27 protein-coding genes are annotated in these 24,765 nt (G+C 65.3%); 11 read left to right on the forward strand and 16 right to left on the reverse strand.

All coding sequences use genetic code 11. From position 1 onward, the window contains the following. Window positions 1-22: 22 nt before the first annotated feature. Window positions 23-2,371, reverse strand: a complete 2,349-nt coding sequence (locus AC1DHL_RS23630; protein WP_478163562.1) for a YgiQ family radical SAM protein — start codon at window positions 2,369-2,371, stop codon at window positions 23-25. A 185-nt stretch (window positions 2,372-2,556) separates the two neighbouring features. Between AC1DHL_RS23630 and AC1DHL_RS23635 the strand changes: the two genes are divergently transcribed. Further along, entirely contained in the window at window positions 2,557-3,531 is a 975-nt protein-coding gene (locus tag AC1DHL_RS23635) for a bifunctional helix-turn-helix transcriptional regulator/GNAT family N-acetyltransferase (RefSeq protein WP_478163563.1), read from the forward strand. On the opposite strand, the gene AC1DHL_RS23640 is transcribed toward AC1DHL_RS23635, so the two are convergent. The 3 genes from AC1DHL_RS23640 to AC1DHL_RS23650 form a co-directional block, all read right to left on the reverse strand. Next, on the reverse strand, window positions 3,521-4,303 hold the full coding sequence (locus tag AC1DHL_RS23640) for a 3-hydroxybutyrate dehydrogenase (RefSeq protein WP_478103776.1): 783 nt from the start codon (window positions 4,301-4,303) through the stop codon (window positions 3,521-3,523). The genes AC1DHL_RS23635 and AC1DHL_RS23640 overlap by 11 nt on opposite strands. An 89-nt stretch (window positions 4,304-4,392) precedes the next feature. Next, on the reverse strand, window positions 4,393-5,541 hold the full coding sequence (locus AC1DHL_RS23645; RefSeq protein ID WP_478163603.1) for a DUF3734 domain-containing protein: 1,149 nt from the start codon (window positions 5,539-5,541) through the stop codon (window positions 4,393-4,395). Between the two features lie 105 nt (window positions 5,542-5,646). Next, the gene (locus AC1DHL_RS23650) at window positions 5,647-6,096 is read right to left on the reverse strand and encodes a CHRD domain-containing protein (protein ID WP_478103779.1); all 450 of its coding nucleotides are present in this window, start codon (window positions 6,094-6,096) and stop codon (window positions 5,647-5,649) included. Window positions 6,097-6,203: 107 nt separating this feature from the next. On the opposite strand from AC1DHL_RS23650, the gene AC1DHL_RS23655 reads away from it, so the two are divergent. Next, entirely contained in the window at window positions 6,204-6,749 is a 546-nt protein-coding gene (locus tag AC1DHL_RS23655) for a DUF924 family protein (protein WP_478163564.1), read from the forward strand. Here AC1DHL_RS23655 and AC1DHL_RS23660 read toward each other — a convergent pair. The 3 genes from AC1DHL_RS23660 to AC1DHL_RS23670 are packed head-to-tail and all read right to left on the reverse strand — an operon-like array spanning window position 6,739 to window position 9,482. Continuing rightward, window positions 6,739-7,662: a YihY/virulence factor BrkB family protein gene (locus AC1DHL_RS23660; protein WP_478163565.1), complete on the reverse strand. Its 924-nt coding sequence runs from the start codon at window positions 7,660-7,662 to the stop codon at window positions 6,739-6,741. The genes AC1DHL_RS23655 and AC1DHL_RS23660 overlap by 11 nt on opposite strands. A gap of 42 nt (window positions 7,663-7,704) precedes the next feature. After that, the gene (gene glnA / locus AC1DHL_RS23665; RefSeq protein WP_478163566.1) at window positions 7,705-9,201 is read right to left on the reverse strand and encodes a type I glutamate--ammonia ligase; all 1,497 of its coding nucleotides are present in this window, start codon (window positions 9,199-9,201) and stop codon (window positions 7,705-7,707) included. A gap of 41 nt (window positions 9,202-9,242) precedes the next feature. Continuing rightward, window positions 9,243-9,482, reverse strand: coding sequence for a hypothetical protein (locus tag AC1DHL_RS23670; RefSeq protein ID WP_478163567.1), 240 nt, complete (start codon window positions 9,480-9,482; stop codon window positions 9,243-9,245). Between the two features lie 203 nt (window positions 9,483-9,685). Here AC1DHL_RS23670 and AC1DHL_RS23675 point away from each other — a divergent pair, with 203 nt between their 5' ends. The 5 genes from AC1DHL_RS23675 to AC1DHL_RS23695 all read left to right on the forward strand — a co-directional run bounded on the left by AC1DHL_RS23675 (window position 9,686) and on the right by AC1DHL_RS23695 (window position 13,819). After that, window positions 9,686-10,276 (forward strand): chromate transporter, encoded by a 591-nt coding sequence (locus tag AC1DHL_RS23675; RefSeq protein WP_478103783.1) that lies wholly within the window; start codon window positions 9,686-9,688, stop codon window positions 10,274-10,276. Then, window positions 10,273-10,872: a chromate transporter gene (locus AC1DHL_RS23680; RefSeq protein WP_478103785.1), complete on the forward strand. Its 600-nt coding sequence runs from the start codon at window positions 10,273-10,275 to the stop codon at window positions 10,870-10,872. The genes AC1DHL_RS23675 and AC1DHL_RS23680 overlap by 4 nt, the downstream gene beginning before the upstream one ends. Window positions 10,873-10,900: 28 nt before the next feature. Next, on the forward strand, window positions 10,901-11,857 hold the full coding sequence (locus AC1DHL_RS23685) for an aldo/keto reductase (RefSeq protein WP_478163568.1): 957 nt from the start codon (window positions 10,901-10,903) through the stop codon (window positions 11,855-11,857). A gap of 2 nt (window positions 11,858-11,859) precedes the next feature. Next, on the forward strand, window positions 11,860-12,336 hold the full coding sequence (locus AC1DHL_RS23690; protein WP_478163569.1) for a DUF3237 domain-containing protein: 477 nt from the start codon (window positions 11,860-11,862) through the stop codon (window positions 12,334-12,336). A gap of 73 nt (window positions 12,337-12,409) precedes the next feature. Continuing rightward, window positions 12,410-13,819 carry an FAD-binding oxidoreductase gene (locus AC1DHL_RS23695; RefSeq protein ID WP_478163570.1) on the forward strand — a complete coding sequence of 470 codons (1,410 nt, stop codon included), beginning with the start codon at window positions 12,410-12,412 and terminating at the stop codon, window positions 13,817-13,819. Here AC1DHL_RS23695 and AC1DHL_RS23700 read toward each other — a convergent pair. Then, window positions 13,794-15,194 carry a patatin-like phospholipase family protein gene (locus AC1DHL_RS23700; protein WP_478163571.1) on the reverse strand — a complete coding sequence of 467 codons (1,401 nt, stop codon included), beginning with the start codon at window positions 15,192-15,194 and terminating at the stop codon, window positions 13,794-13,796. The two genes, AC1DHL_RS23695 and AC1DHL_RS23700, sit on opposite strands and share 26 nt — an antisense overlap. Window positions 15,195-15,342: 148 nt before the next feature. Here AC1DHL_RS23700 and AC1DHL_RS23705 point away from each other — a divergent pair, with 148 nt between their 5' ends. After that, window positions 15,343-15,645: a hypothetical protein gene (locus AC1DHL_RS23705; protein ID WP_478103792.1), complete on the forward strand. Its 303-nt coding sequence runs from the start codon at window positions 15,343-15,345 to the stop codon at window positions 15,643-15,645. Between the two features lie 22 nt (window positions 15,646-15,667). Here AC1DHL_RS23705 and AC1DHL_RS23710 read toward each other — a convergent pair whose 3' ends face one another. The 4 genes from AC1DHL_RS23710 to AC1DHL_RS23725 all read right to left on the reverse strand — a co-directional run bounded on the left by AC1DHL_RS23710 (window position 15,668) and on the right by AC1DHL_RS23725 (window position 18,300). Continuing rightward, entirely contained in the window at window positions 15,668-16,531 is an 864-nt protein-coding gene (locus tag AC1DHL_RS23710; RefSeq protein WP_478163572.1) for an amidohydrolase family protein, read from the reverse strand. Between the two features lie 20 nt (window positions 16,532-16,551). Further along, a complete protein-coding gene (gene rlmB / locus AC1DHL_RS23715) occupies window positions 16,552-17,298 on the reverse strand; it encodes a 23S rRNA (guanosine(2251)-2'-O)-methyltransferase RlmB (RefSeq protein ID WP_478103794.1) in 747 nt (248 codons plus the stop codon). Between the two features lie 37 nt (window positions 17,299-17,335). Next, complete coding sequence (locus tag AC1DHL_RS23720) at window positions 17,336-17,521, reverse strand: hypothetical protein (RefSeq protein ID WP_478103795.1); 186 nt, start codon at window positions 17,519-17,521, stop codon at window positions 17,336-17,338. Between the two features lie 68 nt (window positions 17,522-17,589). Beyond that, window positions 17,590-18,300: an ABC transporter ATP-binding protein gene (locus AC1DHL_RS23725; RefSeq protein ID WP_478103797.1), complete on the reverse strand. Its 711-nt coding sequence runs from the start codon at window positions 18,298-18,300 to the stop codon at window positions 17,590-17,592. A gap of 17 nt (window positions 18,301-18,317) precedes the next feature. On the opposite strand from AC1DHL_RS23725, the gene AC1DHL_RS23730 reads away from it, so the two are divergent. Then, a complete protein-coding gene (locus tag AC1DHL_RS23730; RefSeq protein WP_478163573.1) occupies window positions 18,318-18,968 on the forward strand; it encodes an arylesterase in 651 nt (216 codons plus the stop codon). Between the two features lie 69 nt (window positions 18,969-19,037). Here the strand turns inward: AC1DHL_RS23730 and AC1DHL_RS23735 are convergent, their stop codons facing one another. Further along, a complete protein-coding gene (locus AC1DHL_RS23735) occupies window positions 19,038-19,241 on the reverse strand; it encodes a hypothetical protein (protein ID WP_478103799.1) in 204 nt (67 codons plus the stop codon). Between the two features lie 70 nt (window positions 19,242-19,311). Next, a complete protein-coding gene (locus AC1DHL_RS23740; RefSeq protein WP_478163574.1) occupies window positions 19,312-20,505 on the reverse strand; it encodes a PLP-dependent transferase in 1,194 nt (397 codons plus the stop codon). Between the two features lie 89 nt (window positions 20,506-20,594). Between AC1DHL_RS23740 and AC1DHL_RS23745 the strand changes: the two genes are divergently transcribed. Continuing rightward, window positions 20,595-22,328 carry a ClcB-like voltage-gated chloride channel protein gene (locus AC1DHL_RS23745; protein WP_478163575.1) on the forward strand — a complete coding sequence of 578 codons (1,734 nt, stop codon included), beginning with the start codon at window positions 20,595-20,597 and terminating at the stop codon, window positions 22,326-22,328. Window positions 22,329-22,426: 98 nt separating this feature from the next. After that, window positions 22,427-22,864: a VOC family protein gene (locus tag AC1DHL_RS23750; protein WP_478163576.1), complete on the forward strand. Its 438-nt coding sequence runs from the start codon at window positions 22,427-22,429 to the stop codon at window positions 22,862-22,864. An 18-nt stretch (window positions 22,865-22,882) separates the two neighbouring features. Here AC1DHL_RS23750 and AC1DHL_RS23755 read toward each other — a convergent pair whose 3' ends face one another. Both AC1DHL_RS23755 and AC1DHL_RS23760 read right to left on the reverse strand, forming a co-directional pair. Continuing rightward, on the reverse strand, window positions 22,883-23,407 hold the full coding sequence (locus AC1DHL_RS23755) for a phosphoribosyltransferase (protein ID WP_478103804.1): 525 nt from the start codon (window positions 23,405-23,407) through the stop codon (window positions 22,883-22,885). A gap of 23 nt (window positions 23,408-23,430) precedes the next feature. Further along, entirely contained in the window at window positions 23,431-24,762 is a 1,332-nt protein-coding gene (locus tag AC1DHL_RS23760; protein WP_478103806.1) for an adenylosuccinate synthase, read from the reverse strand. Window positions 24,763-24,765: the final 3 nt, after the last annotated feature.

The raw sequence follows: 24,765 nt of genomic DNA on the forward strand, positions 1-24,765 counted from the left end.
CAACCGCTTCGCCTTCGCTGGTCTATCGCCCCTTGCGAATCGGCTTGCCGGCAGAAGGCCTGGGGCGCCCCGCCCCGGTATCGCGCGGCGGCAGGCCGGTGTGCTGCGTCAGGATGCGGCCCTTCACGGGCTTCACCGGCGTGAGCGCGACGGTGGTCGAGTTCTTGCGTCGTGCGCTCTGGTAGCTGCCGTCGGTCAGCGGCTGCCAAGTCGGGATCAGGTGATGCTTGCCGTTGCCGATCAGGTCAGCGCGGCCCATGGCTTTCAAGGCCTCGCGCAGCAAGGGCCAGTTGTTGGCATCGTGGTAGCGCAGGAAGGCCTTGTGCAGGCGGCGGCGCTTGTCGCCGCGCACGATGTCCACCGTCTCGCTCTCGCGGGTGATCTTGCGCAGCGGATTCCTGTTGGTGTGGTACATCGCCGTGGCGGTGGCCATGGGCGATGGGTAGAAGGTCTGCACCTGGTCGGCGCGGAAGCCATTCTTCTTGAGCCAGATCGCGAGGTTCATCATGTCCTCGTCGCTGGTGCCCGGATGCGCGGCGATGAAGTACGGGATCAGGTATTGCTTCTTGCCAGCCTCGGCGCTGAACTTCTCGAACATCTGCTTGAACTTGTCATAGCTGCCGATGCCCGGCTTCATCATCTTGGTGAGCGGGCCCTGCTCCGTGTGCTCGGGCGCGATCTTGAGGTAGCCGCCCACGTGGTGCTGCACGAGCTCCTTGACGTATTCGGGCGACTGCACGGCCAGGTCGTAGCGCAGGCCGGAGCCGATCAGGATCTTCTTGATGCCCTTGAGCGCACGCGCGCGGCGGTAGATCTTGATCAGCGGATCGTGATTGGTGTTCAGGTTCTGGCAGATGCCGGGGTACACGCAGCTCGGCTTGCGGCAGGCCGCCTCGATCTCCGGCGACTTGCAGCCGATGCGGTACATGTTGGCCGTCGGCCCGCCGAGGTCTGAGATGGTGCCGGTGAAGCCCTTCACGCTGTCGCGGATTGCCTCGACCTCCTTGATGATCGAATCCTCGGAGCGGCTCTGGATGATCCGGCCCTCGTGCTCGGTGATCGAGCAGAAGGTGCAACCGCCGAAGCAGCCGCGCATGATGTTCACGCTGAAGCGGATCATTTCCCAGGCCGGGATCTTGGTCGCGCCGTCGTGGCTGCCATGCTCGTCGGCATAACGCGGATGCGGGCTGCGCGCATACGGTAGGTCGAACACATGGTCCATCTCGGCCGTGGTCAGCGGGATGGGGGGCGGATTGATCCAGACGTCGCGTGCGGTCGTGCCTTCGCCGTGTGCCTGCACCAGCGCCCGCGCATTGCCGGGGTTGGTTTCGAGGTGGAGCACGCGGTTGGCGTGGGCGTAGAGCACCGGATCGGCACGCACCTGCTCGTACGAAGGCAGCCTGATCACCGAACGGTCGCGTGGCGGCACCTTGACCCGGGCGCGGCTCTGCAAGGCCGGATTGGGGACGAAGGTCAGCGGCTTGATCGCGGGATTGACGGAACCCGCCGCTTCGGCAGCCGCGGCAACGGCCTGGGCCTCGTCTTCCTTGGCGCAGGTCGCGCCGTTGGCCTTGGCCTGCTCCGACACCATCAGGTAGGGATTGACGTGCGCCTCGACGCGGCCGGGCTCGTCCACACTGGTCGAATCGATCTCGAACCAGCCCTCAGGCGTTTCGCGACGGACGTATGCAGTGCCGCGCACATCGGTGATCTGGTGCACCGGCTCGCGCGCGGCCAGGCGATGTGCGATCTCGACGATCGCGCGCTCGGCGTTGCCGTAGAGCAGCAGGTCGCACTTGGCATCGACCACGATGGAGCGGCGCACCTTGTCCTGCCAGTAGTCGTAATGCGCGATGCGGCGCAACGAACCTTCGATGCCGCCGAGGACGATCGGCACGTCGCTCCAGGCTTCCTTGCAGCGCTGCGAATAGACGATGGCCGCGCGGTCAGGCCGCTTGCCGCCGACATCGCCGGGCGTGTAGGCGTCGTCGCTGCGGATCTTCCGGTCCGCCGTGTAGCGGTTGATCATCGAATCCATGTTGCCGGCCGTCACGCCGAAGAACAGGTTCGGCTTGCCGAGCACCTTGAACGGATCGGCGCTGTGCCAGTCGGGCTGCGCGATGATGCCGACGCGGAAGCCCTGCGCCTCCAGCATGCGGCCGATCACGGCCATGCCGAAGCTCGGGTGGTCGACGTAGGCGTCGCCGGTGACCACGATGATGTCGCAACTGTCCCAGCCCAGGGCGTCCATCTCGGCACGCGAAGTCGGCAGGAACTTGGCCGTGCCGAAGCGCGCCGCCCAATACTTGCGGTAGCTGGTCAGCGGCTTGGCGGCGCGCGTGAAGAAGGAGACGTCGACGGGGGCGTTCATCGGGATATTGGCGGCACTGGGTGGCAATGTCGCCTTGGAGGCCTGCGGGCCGGGTGGGCCCGTTGTGGGCAACCCGCGATTTTAGGGTTTCCCATTGGTTTTGTCGCCCTAAAGGCTAAAACACGCGTCCGGATCGATCGCTCAATTGATTGCTTTGGTCAAGCAATCGAATGACAATGGCAAGCATGTCAGTCGAAACACCTCCCTCTTCGCCCGCCACCGTTTTTCACGATGTGGCCGCGGTCAAGGCGATCCGCCAGTTCAACCGCTTCTATACGCGCCGCATCGGCGTGCTCGACCCCTACCTGGACAGCGACCTGTCACTCACCGACGTACGGGTCCTGTACGAGTTGGCGCACCGCGAAGCGCCTGTGGCCAGCGAGATCGGCAAGGACTTGCATCTGGACGGCGGCTACCTCAGCCGCATCCTGCGCCGCTTCGAAGCAAACGGCTGGCTCACGCGGGAGACGAATGCGCGGGACGCGCGGCAAAGTCTTTTGCGCTTGACGGAGGCCGGCTATCAAGCTTTTGCGCCGCTCCAGCAGAAATCACGCGACGAAGCCGCCGCCCTCCTCGCGCCGCTGGCCGCACCCGAGCGGCGCCGGTTGATCGACGCCATGAGCACCGTCCAGACGCTGCTCGCCCCCTCAAGCGAAGCCCGCCCCCAGCGAACAGTCGTCCTGCGCGATCCTGGTCCGGGCGATATCGGCTGGGTGGTTCAGCACCACGGCGAGATCTATGCGCGCGAATATGGCTGGAACAGCGATTTCGAAGCGCTGGTGGCCGACATTGCCGGTCAGTTCCTGCGCAAGTTCCAGCCCGCGTGGGAGCGCTGCTGGATCGCAGAATTGGATGGCGAGCGGGTCGGAGCCGTATTCGTCGTGCGCAAATCGGCCACGACGGCGCAACTCCGCATGTTGATCCTGAGCGCCAAGGCGCGCGGCCTTGGACTGGGCGCACGCCTGACCGACGAATGCATCGCCTTTGCCCGCAACAAGGGCTACAAGAAGATGGTGCTGTGGACCAACAGTTGCCTGACGGCCGCACGCGGCATCTACGCCGCGCGAGGGTTCAAACTCGTCAAGTCGGAGCCCTACGAGGGCTTCGGCCAGCAACTGGTCGGTGAGACCTGGGAACTCAGGCTCGCCCCTATTGCATGAACCAGCCGTGGCTCACGACCAGCGACTGACCCGTCAGCGCATTGGTCGGGAACGCTGCGAACATCAGCGCGACGCGCGCGACGTCGTCGGTGGTGGTGAACTCGCCGTCCACCGTCTCCTTGAGCATGACGTTCTTGATCACCTGGTCTTCGGTGATGCCCAGCGTCTTGGCCTGCTCCGGAATCTGCTTTTCGACCAGCGGCGTGCGCACGAAGCCCGGGCAGATCACGTTGGCGCGCACGCCATGCTTGGCGCCTTCCTTGGCGACAGTCTTCGCGAGCCCGATGAGGCCGTGCTTGGCTGTGACGTACGGCGCCTTCAGCAGCGAGGCTTCCTTGGAATGCACCGAGCCCATGTAGATCACGCTGCCGCCGCGGCCTTGCGCATACATGTGCTTGAGGCAGGCCTTGGTGGTGAGAAAGGCACCGTCGAGATGGATCGCCAGCATCTTCTTCCAGTCTGCGAAGCTGAACTCCTCCACCGGATGGACGATCTGGATGCCTGCATTGCTGATCAGGATGTCGATGCCGCCGAAAGCCTTGGCGGCCTCCTCGACCGATGCATTGACCTGGTCCTCGCTGGTGACGTCGACGCCGACGCCGATGGCTTGCGCGCCGGTCGCCTTGAGTTCGGCGGCCGTTGCATCGGCGGCTTCCTTGTTGAGATCGGCGATCACGATCTTGGCGCCTTCCTGGGCGAACACGATGGCGATTTCCTTGCCAATACCGCTGGCCGAGCCGGTGATGAAAGCGACCTTGTCCTTGAGTTGCATGAAGATTCCTTTGCGTGACGGAGGTGAAAGAGAGCGAGTGAGAGCGTGCAATCTGCGTGCCGCGTCTTAAGCGAACCTGATCCGCATGCTTATTCGGCGGCGGGGATCTGCGGCAGCTTCATCGGGCGCCGGACGCGGCGGGCGTTGGGTTCGGTCAGATCGAAGGTGGTGACGCCGTTGGTCTGCGACGCGCTCTGCAGCCATTCGGGATGGTCGAGCGTGTTGCGGATGTCGCGAAGACCGGCATCCCAGTGCTCGTCGACCGATGCGCGCGAGAACTCGTAGTCCTTCGATTCGAGTTCGTAGGGCTTGTCGCGGTAGATCAGGTGCACGATCTCGACGGGCTTGTGGGACAACTGGGCACTCACCGAGGCCACGCTCGGGTCGTTGCGCAGCGCCGGGGGCAGCTTCTTGATCAGGTCCGAGATGGCCTGCTGGAGGTTCATGTTCGATGCGAGCGCGTCGGTGTTCATGCGGGTGCGGCTCGAATAGGTGATGTCCTTCTGCCGCTCCAGCGTTTCGGAGATGGTGCGCGGCAGGCAGCCGCGCGCGCTGAACAAGTCAACCTGCAGCACCAGCAGCGGCTCGCTCCGCGGGTGCGTGTCGAGCACATATTGCAGTGGCGTGTTGGAGACGATGCCGCCGTCCCAGTAGTCTTCGCCGTCGATGTTCACCGGCGCAAAGCCCGGCGGCAACGCGCCGCTGGCCATGATGTGCTCCGGGCCGATGCGCTGCACCGTGTTGTCGAAGTAGATCGAGTTGCCGGTGCGCACGTTGACCGCGCCCACACTGAAGCGCACGTCGGGATGATTGATTCGATCGAAGTCCACCAGCCGCTCCAGCGTGGCTTTCAGCGGCGAGGTGTCGTAGTAGCTCAGCACCGGTGCGGAGGCACCGAGAAGCAGCGCCGGCGTGCGGCGGGGTTCGAAGAAGCCGGGCACGCCGAACATCGCTGTCGTGGTCGCGCTCCACTGGTTGAACGCGGTCCGGTCGAAGCACCACGTGGGCACGCGCTGAGCGGGGCCGGAAGAAACGAGGTCCCAGAACTCCCGCAATCGCTGTACGCGCATGTCGGGGGCGTTGCCGGCAATCAGTGCCGCGTTGATCGCGCCGATCGACACGCCGGCCACCCAGTCGAGCGTCCGGTGCCGTTCGAAGACGCCGGCGTACACGCCGGCCTGGTAGGCGCCCAGTGCGCCGCCCCCCTGCAACACCAGCGCCTTCTTGACGGTGGCGATATCGACACGGGGGACGGAGGACTGGACGGCGGAAAGCGTCACTTTTCGAGGATTTCGCATGGCGTCATTGGACACCATGCGAGAAGCTCCCGCTTCTGCCGGAAGCTACATCTTCGGCAACATCTGTCCCCGAATCTCGCCGCCCGGGTTCGCCGCGGTGTGCACGTTGGCGTACCACCTGCCCGCCATCAGGTCGGCGGCCTGGGCCGGCGTCAGGGTTGCCTGTCCCTCGATGGGGCTGGTCGGCGACGCGAAGGGAAGCACCACGGCAGCGTTGGCGCCCGCCGAGGCCGGTCCATGGAAATGCGCCGCTGTTGCCGGGCCGCTCAATCCCTCGAACGTGATCTTGTACTTGAGCACGTTCGTGTCCTTGTTCAGCCAGGCTTCAGCCAGGCCGCTGCCGCGCGTCATGTTGGGCGGCACTTCGCTGGCCGCGTTCATCGCGCCGCTGAAGCTGGCGGTGTTGGACTTTGACATCATTCCGCAGCCTGCGAGGGCGGCGGTCGCAACGCCGGCCACGAGGGCCATGCGCAAGGTGGTGCCATATCGGGTCATGGACGAATCTCCAGCAGTTTTCGAAATGTCAGCATAGACAGCATCCCGGTGGAGCGATGTCGGCCACGAACCCGTCTTTCGCCATCGCGGTGGCATCATTCCGATACATGAGCACCCTCCCCTCCGCCCAGGATGTCGTCGGTTTCTGGCGCGACGCCGGTCCCGACCGATGGTTCGCCAAGGACGACGCCTTCGACGCCGCGTTCAAGTCACGCTTCGAGGCGGCGCACCATGCGGCCGCCAGCGGCACGCTCGACCACTGGGCCGCCGACGCCGAGGGCGCGTTGGCATTGCTGGTGCTGCTGGACCAGTTCCCGCGCAATACCTGGCGCGACAGCGGCCGCATGTACGCCACCGACGCCAAGGCGCTGGCCGTGGCATCGGCCGCCGTCGATGCCGGACTGGATCGGCAGGTCGAGCCGGCGCTGCGGCCCTTTTTCTACCTGCCCTTCATGCACTCGGAGTCGCTGGCGGATCAGGAGCGTTCGGTCGTCCTCAACGCCGAGCTTGACCCCAACACACGGCGCTTTGCGGTGCACCATCGCGACATCATTGCGCGCTTCGGCCGCTTTCCGCATCGCAACGCCGCACTGGGGCGCGACACCACGCCCGAGGAACGCAGGTTCCTCGATGAGGGCGGCTTCAAGGGTTAGGCTTGAGCGCGGCCGATTGATCGGGACGGGTCGGAGACGCCAGCGCGCCCGGACGCGGCGTGCCCTTGAAGGACCCGTATTCGTGGGCATAGACCCAGGTGAACTCCACGCCCAGCAAGAAGATCTGCGCCGAGTAGTAGACCCACACCAGCACCACCACGAGCGACCCGGCCGCGCCATAGCCCGAGGCGATGCCGGTCTTGCCGATGTACAGGCCAATCAGGTACTTGCCGACCGTGAACAGCACCGCGGTGACCAACGCGCCGATCCACACGTCGCGCCACTGCACGCTCACACGGGGCATGATCTTGAAGATCATCGCGAACCCCACTGTCACGATCGCGAAGCCGAAGGCGGAATTGACCTCCTGCGCCACCGCCGCCCAGCCGCCGAAGACGGGCGCCCACCATTCGCCGAGCGCCGCCAGCGCCGCATTGACGACCAGGGACACGATCAACAGGAAGCCGATGCCCATGATCATGCTGAACGAGAGCAGCCGCACGCGCACCAGGTCCAGCATGCCGTTGGAGGTCTGCCGCGCCGGCGCGCGCCAGATGCGGTCGAAGGCGTCCTGAAGCTCCCCGAACACCGTGGTCGCACCGACAACCAGCAGCACGATGCCGGCCACCGTCGCGACGATGCCCTGCCTCGGCTTGTTGAGGGCTTCGAGCATGACCTGCACGGCGCGCGCGCCTTCGGCGCCCATCAGCCCCGAGATCTGCTCGAAGATTTCGCCGCGCGCCTCTTCGCGCCCGAACACGAGGCCGACGACCGAGATCACGATCAGGATCAGCGGCGCCACCGAGAACACCGTGTAATAGGCCAACGCCGCGCCCATGCTCGGGGCATAGTCGGCCCGCCACGACGCGAAGGTCTGCTTGCAGAGATCGATCAGCGCACGGATGACATTCATGCGCGCAGTGTCGCAGCATGCCAAAGCTTCGCAAGCCCGACCTCATGCATCGAAGTAGAGGTGGAACTCCCACGGGTGCGGGCGCAGCCTCACGGGATCGACCTCATGCTTCCATTTGTATTCGAGCCAGGTTTCGATCACGTCCGTGGTGAACACGTCTCCGTGCATCAAGAAATCGTGATCCTTCTCCAGCGCGCGAAGCGACTCATCGAGCGATCCCGGGACTTTCGCGATGCTCATTGCCTCTTCAGGGGGTAGCTCGTAGATGTTCTTGTCCAGCGGTGGGCCCGGGTCGATCTTGTTGGCGACCCCGTCGAGGCCCGCCATGAGCATCGCCGCGAATGCGAGGTAGGCATTCGCAGTCGGGTCCGGACAACGGAACTCGACGCGCCTCGCGCTCGGTGAGTCCGAATACATCGGGATGCGCGCCGCAGCCGAGCGATTTCGCTGCGACATCACCAGGTTCACCGGCGCCTCGTAGCCTGGTACGAGCCGACGGTAGGAGTTGGTGGTCGGTGCACAGAACGCCATCAGCGCGTGCGCATGCTTGAGCAGCCCGCCGATGTACCAGCGGCACAGCTCGGAGGTCAGCGCCCAACCCTTGGCGTCATAGAAGAGATTGCGCTTGGCGTTCCACAGGCTCTGGTGGCAGTGCATGCCGCTCGCGTTGTCAGCGAAGAGCGGCTTAGGCATGAACGTGGCAACCTTGCCGTGCCGGCGCGCGATGTTCTTGACGAAGTATTTGTAGACCATCACGTTGTCGGCCATCCGCACGAGCGGCGCGAACTTCATGTCGATCTCGTTCTGGCCCGCGGTCGATACCTCGTGGTGGTGGATTTCGACCTGCACACCTGCGTTCATCAACCCGAGCACGATCTCCGATCGGATGTCCTGGAGGGTGTCGTGCGGGGGCACGGGGAAATAGCCTTCCTTGTAGCGCGGCTTGTACCCGAGGTTCCCGCCTCCGAACGCGCCTTCGTCCCGGCCCGAGTTCCAGGCGCCCTCGACCGAATCGACGTAGTAGTAGCCGCAATGCGTGTTCTGCTCGAACCGGATCGAGTCGAAGATGAAGAACTCGAGCTCGGGGCCGAAGTAACAGGTCTGCGCGACCCCGGTGTCCTTCAAGTGACGCTCGGCCTTGCGGGCCACGAAACGCGGATCGCGCGAGTAGGGTCCCTTGAGGACCGGGTCGATCACGTCGCAGATCATTGAAAGTGTCGGGGTCTCGCACATCGGATCGATGAACGCGGTGGTCGGGTCCGGCTGCAGCAGCATGTCCGACTCGTGGATCTCCTGGAAGCCGCGGATCGAGGATCCATCGAACCCGATGCCATCTTCGAACAACTCGTCGTTGAGTTCCGGCAGTGCGATCGAGAAGTGCTGCCACAGTCCAGGCAGATCGGTGAACTTGAGGTCGACGATCTGGATTCCGTGCCCCCGCACGAGGTCGATCACCTCCTTCGCATTCTTGGGTGGATTCACCCGGTAGGTGCCGGGCTCGAACTGGGCGATCGGGCGTTTTTTCTCGGTTGTTGCCATGGTCCTCTCCTCTGGTTGGGGGTACCCACAAAACCCTGCCACTAAGGCGCGCGCTCCAGCCTCATCCCCGTGCCGGCCAAGGTCATCGCGCCATCCTTGTCAACGCTGACATGCCGACCGTCCGCCAGCTTGTATTCGGTCAGCCCCGTCGGCTCCCATTGCCTTTGCGTGTCGGGAACCGCGTCGAGACGAGCGAGGTGTTCATAGGCTTGGACACGGTAGGTCTGGCCATCGCTTCCGCGGGCGGCGAAAGTCTCGAGCAGGTGAAGCATTTTTTCCATGCGCGCTCTCCTTTCAGCGTACGGAGCCGGGCGCCTTCGTGCATCCCAACGCGCTTGCGCGCGATCAGAAGCCGCACGTCAAGAAGAGTTCGACGGACCGCCCGCGGCGAAGTTCCGACAGGTTCCTCCAAGCGGAAGAGCGCTGCGCGACGACTTTGAACGAGCTCAGCGCGTCTCGCCCCGGGCCACGATAATCGGCCGCAATGCATCCGCCCCTCCACAGCGCGGCATCGGCGACAGACCGACCGCGACCTCACTCCCCGCGCGATCTGTTCCTTTCATTCACATGGCTGGCGCTCCAGGGCTTCGGCGGCGTCCTCGCTGTCGTCCAGCGAGAGATCGTCGAAAAGAAGCAGTGGCTGACGCCCGACGAATTCCTGGAGGACTGGGCGGTCGCCCAGGTTCTTCCGGGGCCGAACGTGATCAATCTCGCCCTCATGATCGGCGACCGCCACTTCGGCCTGCGCGGTGCGATGGCGGCGCTGGCCGGCATGCTGACCGTGCCGCTCGGCGTGATCCTGGTGCTGGCGGTGCTCTATGCCCAGTTTGCCGGCAACCCCCAGGTGGCCGGTGCGCTTCGCGGCATGGGCGCCGTGGCGGGCGGACTGATCGCGGCCACGGGCGTCAAGCTGATTCCGCCGCTGCGCCGCCATCCACTCGGCTTCAGCGCATGCCTCGTCACCGTCGCGCTGGTGTTTGTTGCCATCGCGCTGGCGCGCATTCCGCTCGGCTGGGTGCTGCTGGCCGTCGGCGGCACCGCCTGTGTCTGGACGTGGCGAAGGATCGAGCCATGAGCATTGCAATGCACTGGCACGACTGGTTGGCGCTCTTCGCCCAGTACCTCATGCTCTCGCTGCTGTCGATCAGCGGCGCCATCACCACGGTGCCCGACATGCACCGCTACCTGGTCGGGCAGCACGGCCTTTTGACCGACGCGCAGTTCACCTCCTCGATCGCCATCGCGCAAGCGGCACCGGGGCCCAACGTGCTCTTCGTGGCGCTGATGGGCTGGAATGTCGGGCTCAATGCCGGCGGCGGCATCGGTGCCGGGCCGCAGGCCTGGCTGCTCGGCCTGTTCGGGCTGGCGGTCACGATGATCGGCATCATGCTGCCCAGCACCACGCTGACCTATTTCGCCACCCGCTGGGGCCACCGCAACCGCACGCGACGCGAAGTGAGGGCCTTCAAGCAGGGCATGGCGCCGGTCGTCGTGGGCCTGCTGATCGCAACCGGCTGGGTGCTGGCGACGGGTAACCACACCGGCAACGGGCCCGCATGGCACCTCTGGCTCCTTACCGGCGTCGCGGCCTTTATCGTCTGGCGCACCCGCATCCACCTGCTGTGGTTGCTCGGCGCCGGCGCCCTGCTCGGCGCCATCGGCTTCGTCTGACCGACTTACCTTGACAGGAAGAACATCCATGCAATTTCGACCCCTCGGCCGTTCCGGCCTGCAAGTCTCGCCCCTGGCCTTCGGCGGCAACGTCTTCGGCTGGACCGTCGACGAAACGCTGTCGTTCCGGCTGCTCGATGCGTGGCTCGATGCCGGCTTCAACTTCGTCGACACCGCCGACGTCTATTCGAGTTGGGTGCCGGGCCACAGTGGTGGCGAATCCGAAACCATCATCGGCAAGTGGCTGCGGCAGACCGGCAAGCGCAACCGCGTGGTGCTGGCGACCAAGGTAGGCAAGCCGATGGGCGAAGGCAAGAAGGGGCTCTCCCCTGCCTACATCCGCGAGGCGGTGGACGCGTCGCTCAAGCGCCTGAAGACGGATCACATCGACCTCTACCAATCGCACGACGACGATCCTGAGACGCCGCTGGCGGAAACGGCTGAGGCCTTTGCCGCGCTCATCAAGGCGGGCAAGGTGCGGGCCATCGGCGCATCGAATTTCACCGCGCCGCGTCTGGCAGAGGCGTTGGATGTCGCCGAAAAGCAGGGGCTGCCTCGCTATGAGAGCCTCCAGCCGCTCTACAACCTGTACGACCGCGCCGTATTCGAGAAGGAACTGGAGCCGCTGTGCGTGGATCGCGGCGTGGGCGTGATCAACTTCTACGCACTCGCGGCCGGCTTCCTGACCGGCAAGTACCGCAGCGAGGCCGACGCCGCGAAGAGCGCGCGCGGCGCCAACACGACCAGGAAATACCTGAACCCACGCGGCCTGCGCATCCTGGATGCGCTCGACAAGGCTGCCAAGGCCACCGGCGCCACACAAGGCCAGATCGCCCTCGCATGGCAGATCGCCCGGCCGTCGGTGACGGCTCCTATCGCGAGCGCCACGTCGGTGAAGCAGCTCGACGAACTGATCGCAGCGGCCAATCTGCAACTCGCGCCAGAAATCATCGCCCTGCTCGACACCGCCAGCGCGGAGGCGTGAGGATGAACCAGCCGGACCCGCTCGCCCCGCCTTCCCTCGAATACTTCGCCGACCTCCAGGTCGACGTCGGCGCGCCGCAGGTTCTGAGCACCGGGCCGCGCGGCATGCGGCGGCTGGTGCCGATCACCGGCGGCACGGCACGCGGCAACGGTTGGACAGCGCGCGTGCTGCCGGGCGGCACGGATTTCCAGCTGATCGTGAGTGACACGCTGTCCGAGCTCGATGCGCGCTATGGGCTCGAAACGGACGCCGGTGATCTGATCTACGTGCAGAACCACGCCGTGCGCGCGGCACCGGCCGAGGTGATGGCCAAGCTGCTGCGCGGGGAGCCGGTCGATCCGGCGCAGATCTACTTCCGCTGCAACCCGCGCATGGAGACCGCCTCGCCGGCGCTGCGCTGGATCGGCGAACGCATGTTCGTCGGCGTCGGCGTGCGGCATCCGGCGCAGGTGGTGATGCGCTTCTTTGCGCTGGCGTAGGCCTCCCGGCGCATTGTGTCGCCGTCGGCGCCAGAGTAAAGTGCGCCGCTCGCAGCACTTCCGGAGAAGGCGCATGACGTATGAGAAGAATGACGGGCTCGAAGCATTCCGTACGGCCTTCAGCGGACAGACGTTGACGCCCAGCGATCCCGAATACGACAAGGCGCGCGCAATCTGGAATGGCGTCATCGACCGCAGGCCTGCGTTGATTGCGTGCTGCACCACGGCCGATCAGGTCGCGGGCGCCATCCGCTTCGCGCGCGAGCATGGGCTTCAGCTCGCGATCCGCGGGGGCGGTCACAGCTACGCCGGAAACTCCGTGTGCGATGGCGGCCTGATGATCCATCTCGGCGCCATGAATGGCGTCGTCGTCGATCCTGTGGCCCGGCGGGCTGTGTGCGGTGGCGGCGCGACCTGGGCGGACATCGACGCGGCGACGCAGGCGCACGGGCTGGCGACCCCCGGTGGCTTCATCAGCCACACCGGGATTGCAGGGCTCACCCTCGGAGGAGGAATCGGCTGGCTCACCAAGGCGGCCGGACTCTCGTGCGACAACTTCGTCGCCGCCGAAGTGGTGACCGCCGACTCGCGCGTTGTCCGCGCGTCAGCCGAAGAGAACTCCGACCTGTTCTGGGCGCTGCGCGGCGGCGGTGGCAACTTCGGCGTCGTCACCTCATTCGAGTTTGCTCTTCATCCCGTGGGCCCTCTGGTCAACCTCGGGCTGTTTTTCTTCGGACTCGACAACGGTTCCAAGGCCCTGCAGTTCGCCCGCGAGTTCGTCAAGACCTTGCCCGACAACGCGACTGCCTTCCTCGCGATCGGCCTGAGCGCGCCGCCTGCGCCGTTCGTGCCCGAGCAGCACCGGTTTCTGCCTGGGCATGCGCTGCTGGTCGCGGGCTTCGGATCGGCCGAGGAACACCGGGCCGTCATCGCCCCGATTCGCGAGGCAGTGCCGCCTCTCTTCGAGTTGGTCACGCCGATTCCCTACGTTGCGCTCCAGCAGATGTTCAACGACAGCGCCACCTGGGGAACGCTCGGCTATGAGAAAGCGCTCTACCTCGACGAGTTGTCGGACGCTGCGATCGCGGTCATCGGCGAACACGTGCCGAAGAAGAGTTCCCCGCTGTCCTTCTGCCCGACGTTCATCCTGTCCGGTGCCTACCGCACCCCCGGCGACGCCGACACGGCCTTCGGCGGAAGCCGGACTGCCAACTACGTGTTCAACATCGAAGCCGCCGCCCCGCAACGCGAGATGTACGAAGCCGATCGAGCCTGGGTGCGCAATTTCTGGGAGGCGATGCGGCCGCTTGCAACCGGGTCGGGTGGCTACGTGAACTTCATGGTGGAGGCTGACGACGACCGCGTGCGCGCCTCGTACGGCGAGGCCAAGTACCAGCGTCTTGCGCGCATCAAGGCCGAATACGACCCGGACAACATCTTCAGCCTGAACGTCAACATCAAGCCGGCGCCGCAGGCTGCGTGAGCCCGACCGTGCCTGCAGGCGTCCGCAAACTTGCCAGCAGTCGCTGATAGTCCGGATTGCTTCGCAGCAACTCGCGGCCAGTGGCAATCAGCCGCGCCACCTGCTCCTTGTCCAGCACGAAGCTGGTCGGGATCTCGTTCAGGAAGCGGCGCAGTCGCACGTCGGGCACATCTTCGAAGCTCAATCGAATGAAGTACGAACTGACGGGCCGTTCGGGCGTTGAAAGTTCGCGAGTCCACTGGTCGAGGCTTTGCTGCGTCTGCTGAAGTGTCGCCACGTTGTAGCGATGCAGTTGGACGTTGGTGACGGCATTCATCGTCTGCTCGAATGTCGGTTCGCGGCTGGTCTCTCCGATGCCCCCGACCGCATCGGCCGCCGCGTTGACCGAGATGATGGCGATGCGGCGCGGTGGCGCGATGCCCTGCGCCTGGATGAATTTCTTCGCACCGCCCGCCAGATCGACAGCGCCCAGCAGTGCACGGAGGCCCAGGTTGTCGGTAATCCCGCCGTCGACCAGTTGGGCGTACTTGTGCGTGACCTTGTTCTGGTACGAGAGGTCGTCCTGCACGACCATGGTCAAGTAGTCGTTGTCACTGTCGCGTTTCTTCGCGGCCTCGAGCCAGGCGGGTGTGCCGCGAGCGCAGCCGCTGTAGTTCTCGAGCACCACCGGTCCGAACAGCACCGGCACGGCACTCGAGGCCGTGACAGCGCGCGCGAGTGGAAACTTGCTCAGGTCCGAGCACATCAGGTCGAAATATTCCTGGACGAACGAAAAGCGCCCGCCCGAACTCAGGTCGGAGCTGTTGATGAGGATCAATGGGGCATCACGCTTGATCAGGTCGCCGAAGGTCGCATCGCCGAAAAGCGACTGCTTGTAGTAGGTCACCGCCATTTCGGTGCGGCCGTGGCTGCTGAACCAGCGCGCGGGATTCAAAAAGCCGCGCACCAGTGCGGCTTCAACGTCGCTGCGAAGAAATCGCTCCTCGTAGTCGACGAAGATGCGATTGCCGTAGAGGCCGTAGTAGGCCGACGTGAAACTGCCCCCGGAAACCGAACTGATGACCGTGATCGCATCGAGCAGGCTTTGCGCCTTGCCGTTCATCTGCACATGGGTGTCGCGCAGTTCCTGCATCACGCCATAGGACAGGGCTGCGGCGCGCGTGCCGCCACCTGAGAAGGCAACCGCCAGCATCAACTCGTCGGAATGACGATGCTGGTTCCTGGCAAATTCACCTAGCGAATAGACAGGCTCATGTTGACCCGGCGCCAGCGGCACATTCTCGACCAACCCATAAGTGGTGCACGCGCCGAGGGCCAGCGTCACGCCCAGCAGCAACGCTTGTCGTCGGATGCAGCCTTGTGAGGAAACCGTCATGGCACGCGCTGTCTCCAGTGGCACAGGCTGCGGATTCTCAAAGAAAAGCGGCAGGTCCGCTATCCCGGCCTGCAGACCGAAAGCGCAATGAACCATCGAAAAAGGTGAAAATCCCGCGCATCCCTCGATGCCTTGCTCAAGGAGTCACATGAAGAAGTCAGTTCTTGCTGTCTTTCTCTGCGCCACGTCTTTCGGCGCGTTGGCGTTCGATGACTTCGAAGGCAAGTACGTCAACGGCGACGTCACCATTGAATGGCGCGCTGGCGGCCGATTGGGCAACGAGTTCGTGTCGAGCATTTGTCCCGACAAGAAGTTTCGGCCTCGCACTCATGCGAGTCACTCGCATGCGGGCAAGGACTACGCGATCAGGTCCGACTTCAAGTTTGCGAAGCTCGAAGTCACCGGAGACAACAAGTGCCTGCCGAAGGGCACCTACCAGCGCGTTCCATGACGTCTTCCGAATTCCGCCTGCGCTAGGCGTCGAAGCGATAGAAGGCCTGCGGGTTGTGCACCAGCAGGCGCTCTCGCAATGCCGGATCGGGCGCAATGCGCGCCAGCGCGTCAACCAGCATGCCGTCATCTGGCACGTGGTCGTGCAGCGGATGCGGCCAGTCGGTGCCCCAGAAGCAGCGGTCCGGGAAATCCTGCACGAGCGTGCGTGCGATTGCGATGCCGTCCGCGTAGCCCGCCTCGCGCGAGATGCGATCGATGCCGCTGACCTTGACGCAGAACAACGGGTTTTCCATGAGCGCATGAAGCACCACGAAATCGGGGTGCGCCGGCCCCGCCGAGCCATCGACGCGCGCCATGTGGTCGACCACGACCGGCACCGCGCTGTCCGCGAGCGGCACGGCCAGCGCATGGATCAGGCCGCGCTCGAAATGCACCTGCAGGTGCATGCCGAGCGGCGCGAGCCGGCGCGTGAAGGCCACGACGCGCTCGACATCGAAATCGTCGCCGGAATCCTTCGTGAAATTGAAGCGCACACCCCTGAACCCTGCAGCGGCGAGCCGCAAAAGCTCTTCATCAGCCACATCGAGTGGGAGCAGCGCCACACCGAGGTATCGGCCGCCGCCGGCCGCGATGGCGTCCTCCACCACCCGGTTGTCGTGGCCGTGGCAAAGCGACTGCACGATGACGCAGCGATCGATGCCGAGCTTGCGATGCAGCGCGAAGAGCGTCTCCTTGGGTGCATCGGCCGGCGTGAAACTGCGGCCCTCCGCAAACGAAAACCGCGCCGCCGGTCCGAACACATGCACATGCGCATCACAGGCGCCGCGTGGAAGACGCAACTGCGGCGCGGAAGGCCACGGGTTGTAGGTCAGCGCAGGCTGCACGGGATGCTCGCGATGCGGTGTCAGCCCAGCCGCTGGCGCATCGCCTCGTAGAGACACACGCCGCTCGCGACCGACACGTTGAGGCTCTCGACCGCACCCGCCATCGGAATGCTGACCAGCTCGTCGCAGGTCTTGCGCGTGAGCTGCCGCATGCCCTCGCCTTCGGCGCCGAGCACCATTGCGAGCGGACGCTTCAGGTCGCACTGGTAGAGCGTACCGGGCGCGTCGTCGCTGGTGCCCACGCACCAGATGTTGCGTTCCTTGAGTTCGCCCAACGTACGCGCAAGGTTGGTCACCATGAAGTACGGCACCGTCTCGGCCGCACCGCTCGCAACCTTGGCCACGGTGGCGTTGATGCCCGCCGCATGGTCCTTGGGGGCAATCACCGCCTGGGCACCCGCGCCGTCCGCCACGCGCAAGCAGGCGCCGAGGTTGTGCGGATCGGTCACGCCGTCGAGCACCAGCAGCAGAGGCACGGTGCCGGCAGCCTCGAGCCCTTCGAGCAGCTCGTCGAGCGAATGGGTCTGGGGAATGGGCTCCACGCGCGCCGCCACGCCCTGGTGGCCGTGGCTACCGGCGAGCTTGGACAGGCGCAGCCCGTCGGCCTCGATCAGCCGCACACCGGCCTCCTGTGCGCGGGCGACGAACTGCCGCATGCGCGCGTCGCGCCGGCTCGCATCGAAAAGCACCTCGATCACCGATTTCGGCGCGGTCTTGATGCGCACGCCCACGGCATGGAAGCCGAAGATCACTTTGGGAGAAGACATCGGGGGATTATCGAGCCCTCGGCCCCCGGCACCGGCATCAGAGCCGACCGGTGATGTACAGCAAGAGCAGAAGGATGATCATCACGACGACGATCGCAACCACCCATTTGCCTGCGCCGCTGCGCCGCTCGGGACGCGCCTGGGGGCCCGGCCCGCTTCGGGGCGCCAATCCACCGAAGGCAGTGTCGTCTTCATCGTCGTCAGGGTTTCTCGGTCGCTGCATGGCAATCTCCCCTGCTGTGCGTGGAGGCCGCGCCGCGCGGCCCGCCGTTCCGAAATGCCATCAGGCGCTCAAGCGCCGTGTCCGTCGAGTGCCACGCGGCCGGCCTCGATCGTGATCCGCCGTTCGCACCGTTCGGCGATGCTGCGGTCATGCGTGACGAGCACCAGCGTCGTGCCCAGTTCGCGGTTGAGATCGAACATCAGTTTCATCACCTGTTCGCCCGTTGCAAAGTCGAGACTGCCCGTGGGTTCGTCGGCCAGCAGCAATGCGGGCTGTACGACAAATGCCCGCGCCAGCGCCACGCGTTGCTGTTCGCCGCCGGACAGCACCTTGGGATAGTGGCCGAGCCGCTGCCCCAGGCCCACCCTGCCGAGCATTTCGGTCGCGGCCTTTCGGGCGTCCTTGCGGTCGGCGAGTTCGAGTGGCAGCATCACATTCTCGAGCGCGCTCAGGTTGCCGAGCAGCTGGAAACTCTGGAACACGAAGCCGACCTTCTGGGCGCGCAGGGCCGCACGTTCGTCTTCGTCGATGGCGAACAGATCCTCGCCGGCGAGCTTCACGGTGCCGCGGGTGGGCGTGTCCAGGCCGGCGACGATCGACAGCAGCGTGCTCTTGCCCGAACCCGAGGCCCCGACGATGGCGGCAGTCTCCTTCGCGCCCAGCGTGAAATCGATGTCCTGCAGAATGTCCAGCGTTCCGGTCGAATCGGTGACTGACTTGAAGACATGCTCGACCGCAACAATTGCTTCGGATGGGCCATCGGTTCGGATTGAGGACATTGAAAGGATTTCGCGAAGTGAATCGACGTCACTTTATCTTGAGCGGCGCGCTGGCCGGCGGCGCAGGGTCATGGCTGTCGGTCGACGCCCTGGCGGGGACGGGCAAACCGCCCGTGATCCTGGTGGTCGGCGACTCGCTTTCGGCCGAATACGGACTCAAGCGCGGCGACGGCTGGGTGCCCCTGATGGACAAGCGCCTCGCCGAACAGAAGATTCCCGCCACGGTGATCAACGCCAGCATCAGCGGTGACACCAGCGCGGGCGGCCGGGCCCGATTGCCAGGGTTGCTCGCGCAGCACCAACCCACGCACGTGGTGCTTGAACTCGGCGCCAACGACGCACTGCGCGGCCTGCCACTGGCGAGCACCGAGGACAACCTGCTGCAGATGACCAAGGCCGCGCAGGCCGCCGGTGCGCAGGTGCTCATCGTGGGCATCCAGGTGCCGCCCAACTACGGGAGCGACTACACGCGACGCTTCGAGGCGATCTTCACGAAGGTGGCGAGCGCCACCAAGACGCAGGTCGTGCCCTTCCTGCTGAAGGGTGTGGCGGACAGCCCCGACTCGGCCATGCTGTTCCAGGCCGACCGGATTCATCCGACGGCGGCGGCGCAGCCGCGCATGCTGGACAACGTCTGGACGCCCCTGCGGAAGATGCTCCCCAAGTAAGCGCCAGACAAGAAAGCCGCCGCGGGCGCTTGCCTGCGGCGGCTTTTTCTTGCTGAACCTGGGAGCGACTCAACCGTTCTTGGTGGGCAACTCCGGGACGGTCGGCGGATCGCGTTCGAGCGAAGCCACGTCGGTTTCCGGATCGCCCGGTGCCAACCCATCGCTGCTGGGCATGAGCTTGCGGTTGGCTTTTTCCCGTGCCTTGTCTTCCTTCTTCTTCTTCTTTGCCAGTTCCTTCTGGCGCTTTTCATAGCCATAGTTGGGTGTTGCCACTGCTTCTCCTTCGGGCGAGGCAGTCAGGTTGACTGCGCTTGACCGCACTGTACGCGATATCCGCGCGGCTTCAGAGTGCCGCGAGGGCCTGTTCGAGGTCGGCGCGCAGGTCTTCGACGTCCTCCAGGCCGATCGAGAAACGCACCAGCGTTCCCTTGTGCGGCCACCGCGCGACGCCGGGGTCGCGCATGAGGCCGATGTCGTAGGGCACGACCAGGCTGAACGGTCCGCCCCAGGAGTACCCAAGCCGGAAAAGTGCCAGGCTGTCGCAAAAGCGGTCGATCTGCTCGGTGCCGTAGCGCGCATCGAAAACCACTGAAAACAGGCCCGCCGCCAGGTCGGTCGCACCACAAAGCCGCAGCCAGTGGGCGTGGCCGGGCGAGCCTTCGAGCGCGGGATGGAGCACCTGCGCGATCTCGATGCGGCCTTCGAGCCAACGGGCCAGTTCTCGCGCGCTGCGGTCGTGCGCCTCGTAGCGCAGCGCGATGCTCGGGAGCGAGCGCAGCAGCGTCTCGACATCGCCGACGCCGATGCCGAAGCCCATGCGCATGTGGGTGAGCTTGAGTGCGCGGTGCAGGCGCTCGTCACAGGTGATCACGCTGCCCATCAGCACATCGCCGCCGCCGCTCGGGTACTTGGTGAGCGCCTGGACCGAGACGTCGACCCCCTGCCCGCTGCCATTGAAATCGAAAGGTGCGAACGCCAGTCCGGCGCCCCAGGTGTTGTCGAGCGCGACATTGATGCCGCGTGCGCGGCAGACGCCGACAAGGGCCGGCAGGTCCGGGAATTCCATCGTGACCGAGCCGGCTGCCTCCACCCATACGAGCTTGGTGCGATCGGACAGCTTGGCCGCGAGGTCCGTCGGATTCATCGCGTCGTAGAGTTTGTGGGTGATGCCGAAGTTGGCCAGTTCGCCATTGGCGAGCGCCTTGTTGGGGCCGTAGGCGTTGTCCGGAATGAGCACCTCGTCGCCGGTCTTGAGAAGCGCGAAGGACACCAGCGAGATCGCCGCGAGGCCGCTGGGAACCAGCAGGCACTCGGTGCCGCCTTCGAGCGTGGCGAGCCGCTCTTCGAGCGTGAAGGTGGTCGGCGTGCCGTGCAGGCCATAGGTGTAGCCGGCCTTGGTCTTCCAGTCGCGCGCGCGCATGGCGGCGACGTCGGCGAAGAACACGGTCGACGCCTTGTAGACGCCGGCTTGCGGCGCCGCGAAATTCGCGGGAGGTTTGTACGGATGGTGGATCAGGTCGGTGATGGGCTTTCGCATGCCCGCCATGCTAGTCGACTGGATCGGGCCGCGCACGGTTGAACGGTGGCTAACATCGTCCCCTTTATCCACGTGAAGCCAGCATCCGCATGATTCGTGCCGCGTCTGTTCTGTTGAACGCCCGTGTGGCCCTGCAACGTGCCTTTGGCATCACGGCCTGGCAGTCCATGCTCCTGTGGTCCATCGTGGCCGGGCTGCTGGGCGCGCTCGCCACCGAACTCTTCCGCGCGGCCTTCTTCGGCCTGGATCTTCTGCTGCTCGGGCAAAGCGGCGGCCTGGTGAAGATCGCGCAGAGCCTGCCCTGGTGGGCGCGAATCGCCACGCCCACGATCGGTGGCCTGGTCGCCGGGCTGCTGTTGGTCTGGGCGCGTCGTGCGACGGTGCAGAAGTCGACGTCCGACTACATGGAGGCCATCGTCCTCGGCGACGGACGCATTCCGGTGAGGCAGACGCTGACGCGCAGCGCGTCTTCGCTGGTCAGCATCGCCAGCGGCGGCTCGATCGGGCGCGAGGGGTCGATGGTGCAACTTGCCGCGCTGAGCGCCTCCCTGCTGGGCAGCGCCTTGCGCCTGCCGGTGGAGCGCTTGCGCCTGCTGGTGGCCTGCGGCGCGGCGGCGGGGCTCACGGCCGCCTACAGCGCGCCGATTGCCGGCGCCTTCTTCGTGGCCGAGATCGTCCTGGGCTCCATCGCCATGGAAAGCGTCGGCCCGATCATCATTGCCTCGGTGGTCGCCAATATCACCATGCGGGCGCTGCCCGGCTACCAGCCCCCGTACGAGATGCCGCCCTTCCCAGCCGTCAACGGCGCGGAAGTGCTGTTGTTCGCCCTGCTGGGGGTGCTGATCGGCTTCGCATCGGTGGGTTTCCTGCGTGCGCTCGGTGCGTCCCGTGCGCTCTTTGCGCGACTGCCGATGGCGCTGCCCTGGCGCATGGCACTGGGTGGTTTGGCGGTGGGCCTGATCTCGGTGCCCTTGCCGGAAGCCTGGGGCAATGGCTACAGCGTGGTCAATTCCGTGCTGCACACGCCCTGGCCCTGGGTGATGATCGCCCTGGTATTGGCCGGCAAGACGATCGCGACGCTGGCGACGGCGGGCTCCGGGGCCGTGGGCGGCGTGTTCACCCCCGCGCTCTTCGTCGGCTGCATGATCGGCGCGCTGTTCGGCCACGCTGCCCATGCGCTCTGGCCGCACGCCACCTCGGCGCCCTTTGCGTACGCGATCGTCGGCATGGGCGCCTTCCTGGCCGGGGCCAGCCAAGCACCGCTGATGGCGATCCTGATGATCTTCGAGATGACCTTGAGCTATCAGGTCATGCTGCCGTTGATGGCGGCCAGCGTCATCGCGTACTTCGTCGCGCGCTCGGCCGATGCCGGCTCCATGTACGAAATCACCGTGCACCGCCGCGAGCAGCATGACGAACAGCTTAGGCTGCGCGCCCTGTGCGCGCGCGACCTGGTCGAGCCTGCGGAAACGGTCGTCGGTCCTCATGCAGACAAGGAATCGATGAGCCGGCTCTTCCTGCAATATCCGGTCAAGTATCTCTATGTGGTGGACGCCGAGCAGCGCTACCTGGGCGTCGTGCCGCTCTCGGCGCTGGGAGCGGCGCCCGAAGGCCACGCGGGCGCACAACTGCGCGCGGCTGACTTGCTGTCGCAGGTCATCCAGCCGATCACCGCCCACATGGGCCTGAGCGCCTCGCTGGAGCGCTTCCTGGAGCACCGCGGCGAGCGTCTGCCCGTGATCGAGAGCGAGGAGCGGCCGGTGTTGCTCGGCGTGGTGACAAAGAGCGCGCTGTTGTCGACCTATGTGCGACTGAGCGGATAGTCTGCCGAACACTCGTCGACCGAATCGGCCGGAGGTCGCACAATGGTCCGCTCGAATGGACGGAGCCTGTCCCCGATACCTTCCGAAAGGACGTCTCGATGAACAACCAGGTGCTTTATCCCTACATCTGCGTGCACGACACCGCCGCAGCCATCGCGTTCTACGCGGAGGTCTTCGGTGCGAAAGAGCAGTTCCGGCTGGCCGAGCCCAGTGGACGCATCGGGCATGCCGAGATGGATTTCAATGGAACGTCGCTGATGCTGTGCGACGAGTTTCCCGAATACGGCATTCGCAGCGCCAACACGATCGGCGCCACGCCGGTCACCTTGCATCTGCACGTGGACAACGCCGATGCTGTGATCGAGCGCGCGCTGAAGGCCGGCGCGACGCTCGAAATGCCTGCCGAAGACCACTTCTACGGCGAGCGCTCCGGCTCTTTTCGCGATCCTTTCGGGCACCGCTGGAACGTCGGCCACCCCATCGAGAACGTGACGACGGACGAGATGCAGCGGCGCTACACCGACGAGCTCAGCTAGGAAGCTCGGCGACGGTGGTCAGACCGACCACTTCTCCATCAGCTTGTCCGCACCCATGGAGTCATAGCCCTCGAAAGGTTGGTGAATCCACGGATTCGTCTGGAGATATTCGACCGAGTAATCGGGCGTGAAGGTCGACAGCGCCTTGGTCCAGAGCACGGCACTGCGGAGCTCGGTGATGGGCTTGTAGCTGCTCTTGAGCATCTCGACCACGGCGTGCAGCGTGTGGCCCGAATCCGCCAGGTCGTCGACCAGCAGCACCTTGCCGGCGATCTCGCCCTTCGGCGTGGTGATGTAGCGCGCGATGTCGAGATGGCCCTGGATCGTGCCGGCGTCGGCGCGGTAGGAACTCGTCGACATGATCGCCAGCGGCTTGTCGAAGATGCGCGACAGCACGTCGCCGGGGCGCATGCCACCGCGTGCCAGGCACAGAATGGTGTCGAATTGCCAGCCCGACTGGTACACCTTGATCGCGAGCTTCTCGATCAGGTTGTGGTACTCGTCGTAGCTCACGTAGAGGTGCTTGCCGTCTTCGGTCAACATGAAAATCGTCTCCTGCGGGTGGGTCAGTCTGCCAGATACGGGTGGCGCATCATGATGGTGTGATCGCGATCAGGGCTCGTCGAGACCATGTGGATTGGCACGCCGGTGACCTGCTCGATGCGCTGCAGATAGAGCCGCGCATTGATCGGCAGCTTGTCGTATTGCGTGACGCCCACCGTGCTTTCGCTCCAGCCTTCGAGCTTTTCGTAGACCGGCGTGCAGCGCGCGATCTCGTCGGCGCCCATCGGCAGGATGTCGGTGTATTCGCCGTCGAGCTGGTAGCCGGTGCACAGTTGCAGTTCTTCCAGGCCATCGAGCACGTCGAGCTTGGTGATGCAGAGACCGCTCAGCCCGTTGACCTGCGCCGAGCGCTTCAGCAGCGCCGCGTCGAACCAGCCGCAACGACGGCTGCGTCCGGTGGTCACGCCCCTCTCGGCGCCGACCGTGCTCAGGTGGTAGCCGACCGTACCGGGCTTTTCCCAGTCGAGTTCCGTCGGGAACGGACCGCCGCCCACGCGCGTGCAATAGGCTTTGGTAATGCCGAGGATGTAGTGCAGCATGCCGGGTCCGACGCCCGAACCCGCCGCCGCATTGCCCGCCACGCAGTTGCTGGAGGTCACGTAGGGATAGGTGCCGTGGTCGACGTCGAGCAGCGTGCCCTGCGCGCCTTCGAAGAGCAGATTGGCCCCGGCGCGGTTCGCGTCGTTGAGCTCGCGCGACACGTCGGCCATCATCGGCTTGAGCAGTTCGGCGTGGTGCATGGCCTCGTCATAGACGGTGTCGAAGTCGATCGCAGTCGCTCCGAGCACCTGGGTCAGCACGTGGTTGTGCAATTCGAGCAGAACACGCAGCTTGGTCGCGAAGCGCTCGGGATGCTTCAGGTCCTGCACGCGCAGGGCGCGGCGGGCGATCTTGTCTTCATAGGCCGGGCCGATGCCGCGGCCGGTCGTGCCGATCTTCTCGATGCCGCCCTTTTCGCGATAGGCCTCGCGCGCGATGTCGAGTGCCGCGTGGAACGGCAGGATCAGCGGGCAGGCTTCGCTGATGCGCAGGCGCGAACGCACCTCCACACCCGCCTTTTCGAGGCCTTCGATTTCCTCGAACAGCTTGGCAGCCGACAGCACCACGCCGTTGCCGATGTAGCACTTCACGCCGGGCCGCATGATGCCGCTCGGGATCAGGTGCAACGCCGTCTTCACGCCGTTGATGACCAGGGTGTGGCCTGCGTTGTGCCCGCCCTGGAATCGGACGACCCCCTGCGCGCTTTCGGTCAGCCAGTCGACCAACTTGCCCTTGCCTTCGTCGCCCCACTGGGTGCCGACGACGACCACGTTTCTTCCGGTGGTTACGCTCATGAT

Source organism: Variovorax sp. 10L426 (assembly GCF_056395305.1).

Excerpts from the sequence above, each read along its gene's own strand:
- AC1DHL_RS23640 (WP_478103776.1), bottom strand. The coding sequence starts at position 4,303 with ATGCAACTCAAGGACAAGGTCGCTTTCATCACCGGCTCGGCCAGCGGT.
- AC1DHL_RS23685 (WP_478163568.1), top strand. The coding sequence starts at position 10,901 with ATGCAATTTCGACCCCTCGGCCGTTCCGGCCTGCAAGTCTCGCCCCTG.
- AC1DHL_RS23670 (WP_478163567.1), bottom strand. The coding sequence starts at position 9,482 with ATGGAAAAAATGCTTCACCTGCTCGAGACTTTCGCCGCCCGCGGAAGC.
- glnA (WP_478163566.1), bottom strand. The coding sequence starts at position 9,201 with ATGGCAACAACCGAGAAAAAACGCCCGATCGCCCAGTTCGAGCCCGGC.
- AC1DHL_RS23755 (WP_478103804.1), bottom strand. The coding sequence starts at position 23,407 with ATGTTGACCGAAGACGGCAAGCACCTCTACGTGAGCTACGACGAGTAC.
- AC1DHL_RS23690 (WP_478163569.1), top strand. The coding sequence starts at position 11,860 with ATGAACCAGCCGGACCCGCTCGCCCCGCCTTCCCTCGAATACTTCGCC.
- AC1DHL_RS23650 (WP_478103779.1), bottom strand. The coding sequence starts at position 6,096 with ATGACCCGATATGGCACCACCTTGCGCATGGCCCTCGTGGCCGGCGTT.
- AC1DHL_RS23635 (WP_478163563.1), top strand. The coding sequence starts at position 2,557 with ATGTCAGTCGAAACACCTCCCTCTTCGCCCGCCACCGTTTTTCACGAT.
- AC1DHL_RS23745 (WP_478163575.1), top strand. The coding sequence starts at position 20,595 with ATGATTCGTGCCGCGTCTGTTCTGTTGAACGCCCGTGTGGCCCTGCAA.
- AC1DHL_RS23680 (WP_478103785.1), top strand. The coding sequence starts at position 10,273 with ATGAGCATTGCAATGCACTGGCACGACTGGTTGGCGCTCTTCGCCCAG.
- AC1DHL_RS23675 (WP_478103783.1), top strand. The coding sequence starts at position 9,686 with ATGCATCCGCCCCTCCACAGCGCGGCATCGGCGACAGACCGACCGCGA.
- AC1DHL_RS23630 (WP_478163562.1), bottom strand. The coding sequence starts at position 2,371 with ATGAACGCCCCCGTCGACGTCTCCTTCTTCACGCGCGCCGCCAAGCCG.
- AC1DHL_RS23720 (WP_478103795.1), bottom strand. The coding sequence starts at position 17,521 with ATGCAGCGACCGAGAAACCCTGACGACGATGAAGACGACACTGCCTTC.
- AC1DHL_RS23705 (WP_478103792.1), top strand. The coding sequence starts at position 15,343 with ATGAAGAAGTCAGTTCTTGCTGTCTTTCTCTGCGCCACGTCTTTCGGC.
- AC1DHL_RS23725 (WP_478103797.1), bottom strand. The coding sequence starts at position 18,300 with ATGTCCTCAATCCGAACCGATGGCCCATCCGAAGCAATTGTTGCGGTC.
- AC1DHL_RS23660 (WP_478163565.1), bottom strand. The coding sequence starts at position 7,662 with ATGAATGTCATCCGTGCGCTGATCGATCTCTGCAAGCAGACCTTCGCG.
- AC1DHL_RS23760 (WP_478103806.1), bottom strand. The coding sequence starts at position 24,762 with ATGAGCGTAACCACCGGAAGAAACGTGGTCGTCGTCGGCACCCAGTGG.
- AC1DHL_RS23655 (WP_478163564.1), top strand. The coding sequence starts at position 6,204 with ATGAGCACCCTCCCCTCCGCCCAGGATGTCGTCGGTTTCTGGCGCGAC.
- AC1DHL_RS23750 (WP_478163576.1), top strand. The coding sequence starts at position 22,427 with ATGAACAACCAGGTGCTTTATCCCTACATCTGCGTGCACGACACCGCC.
- AC1DHL_RS23695 (WP_478163570.1), top strand. The coding sequence starts at position 12,410 with ATGACGTATGAGAAGAATGACGGGCTCGAAGCATTCCGTACGGCCTTC.
- rlmB (WP_478103794.1), bottom strand. The coding sequence starts at position 17,298 with ATGTCTTCTCCCAAAGTGATCTTCGGCTTCCATGCCGTGGGCGTGCGC.
- AC1DHL_RS23740 (WP_478163574.1), bottom strand. The coding sequence starts at position 20,505 with ATGCGAAAGCCCATCACCGACCTGATCCACCATCCGTACAAACCTCCC.
- AC1DHL_RS23700 (WP_478163571.1), bottom strand. The coding sequence starts at position 15,194 with ATGACGGTTTCCTCACAAGGCTGCATCCGACGACAAGCGTTGCTGCTG.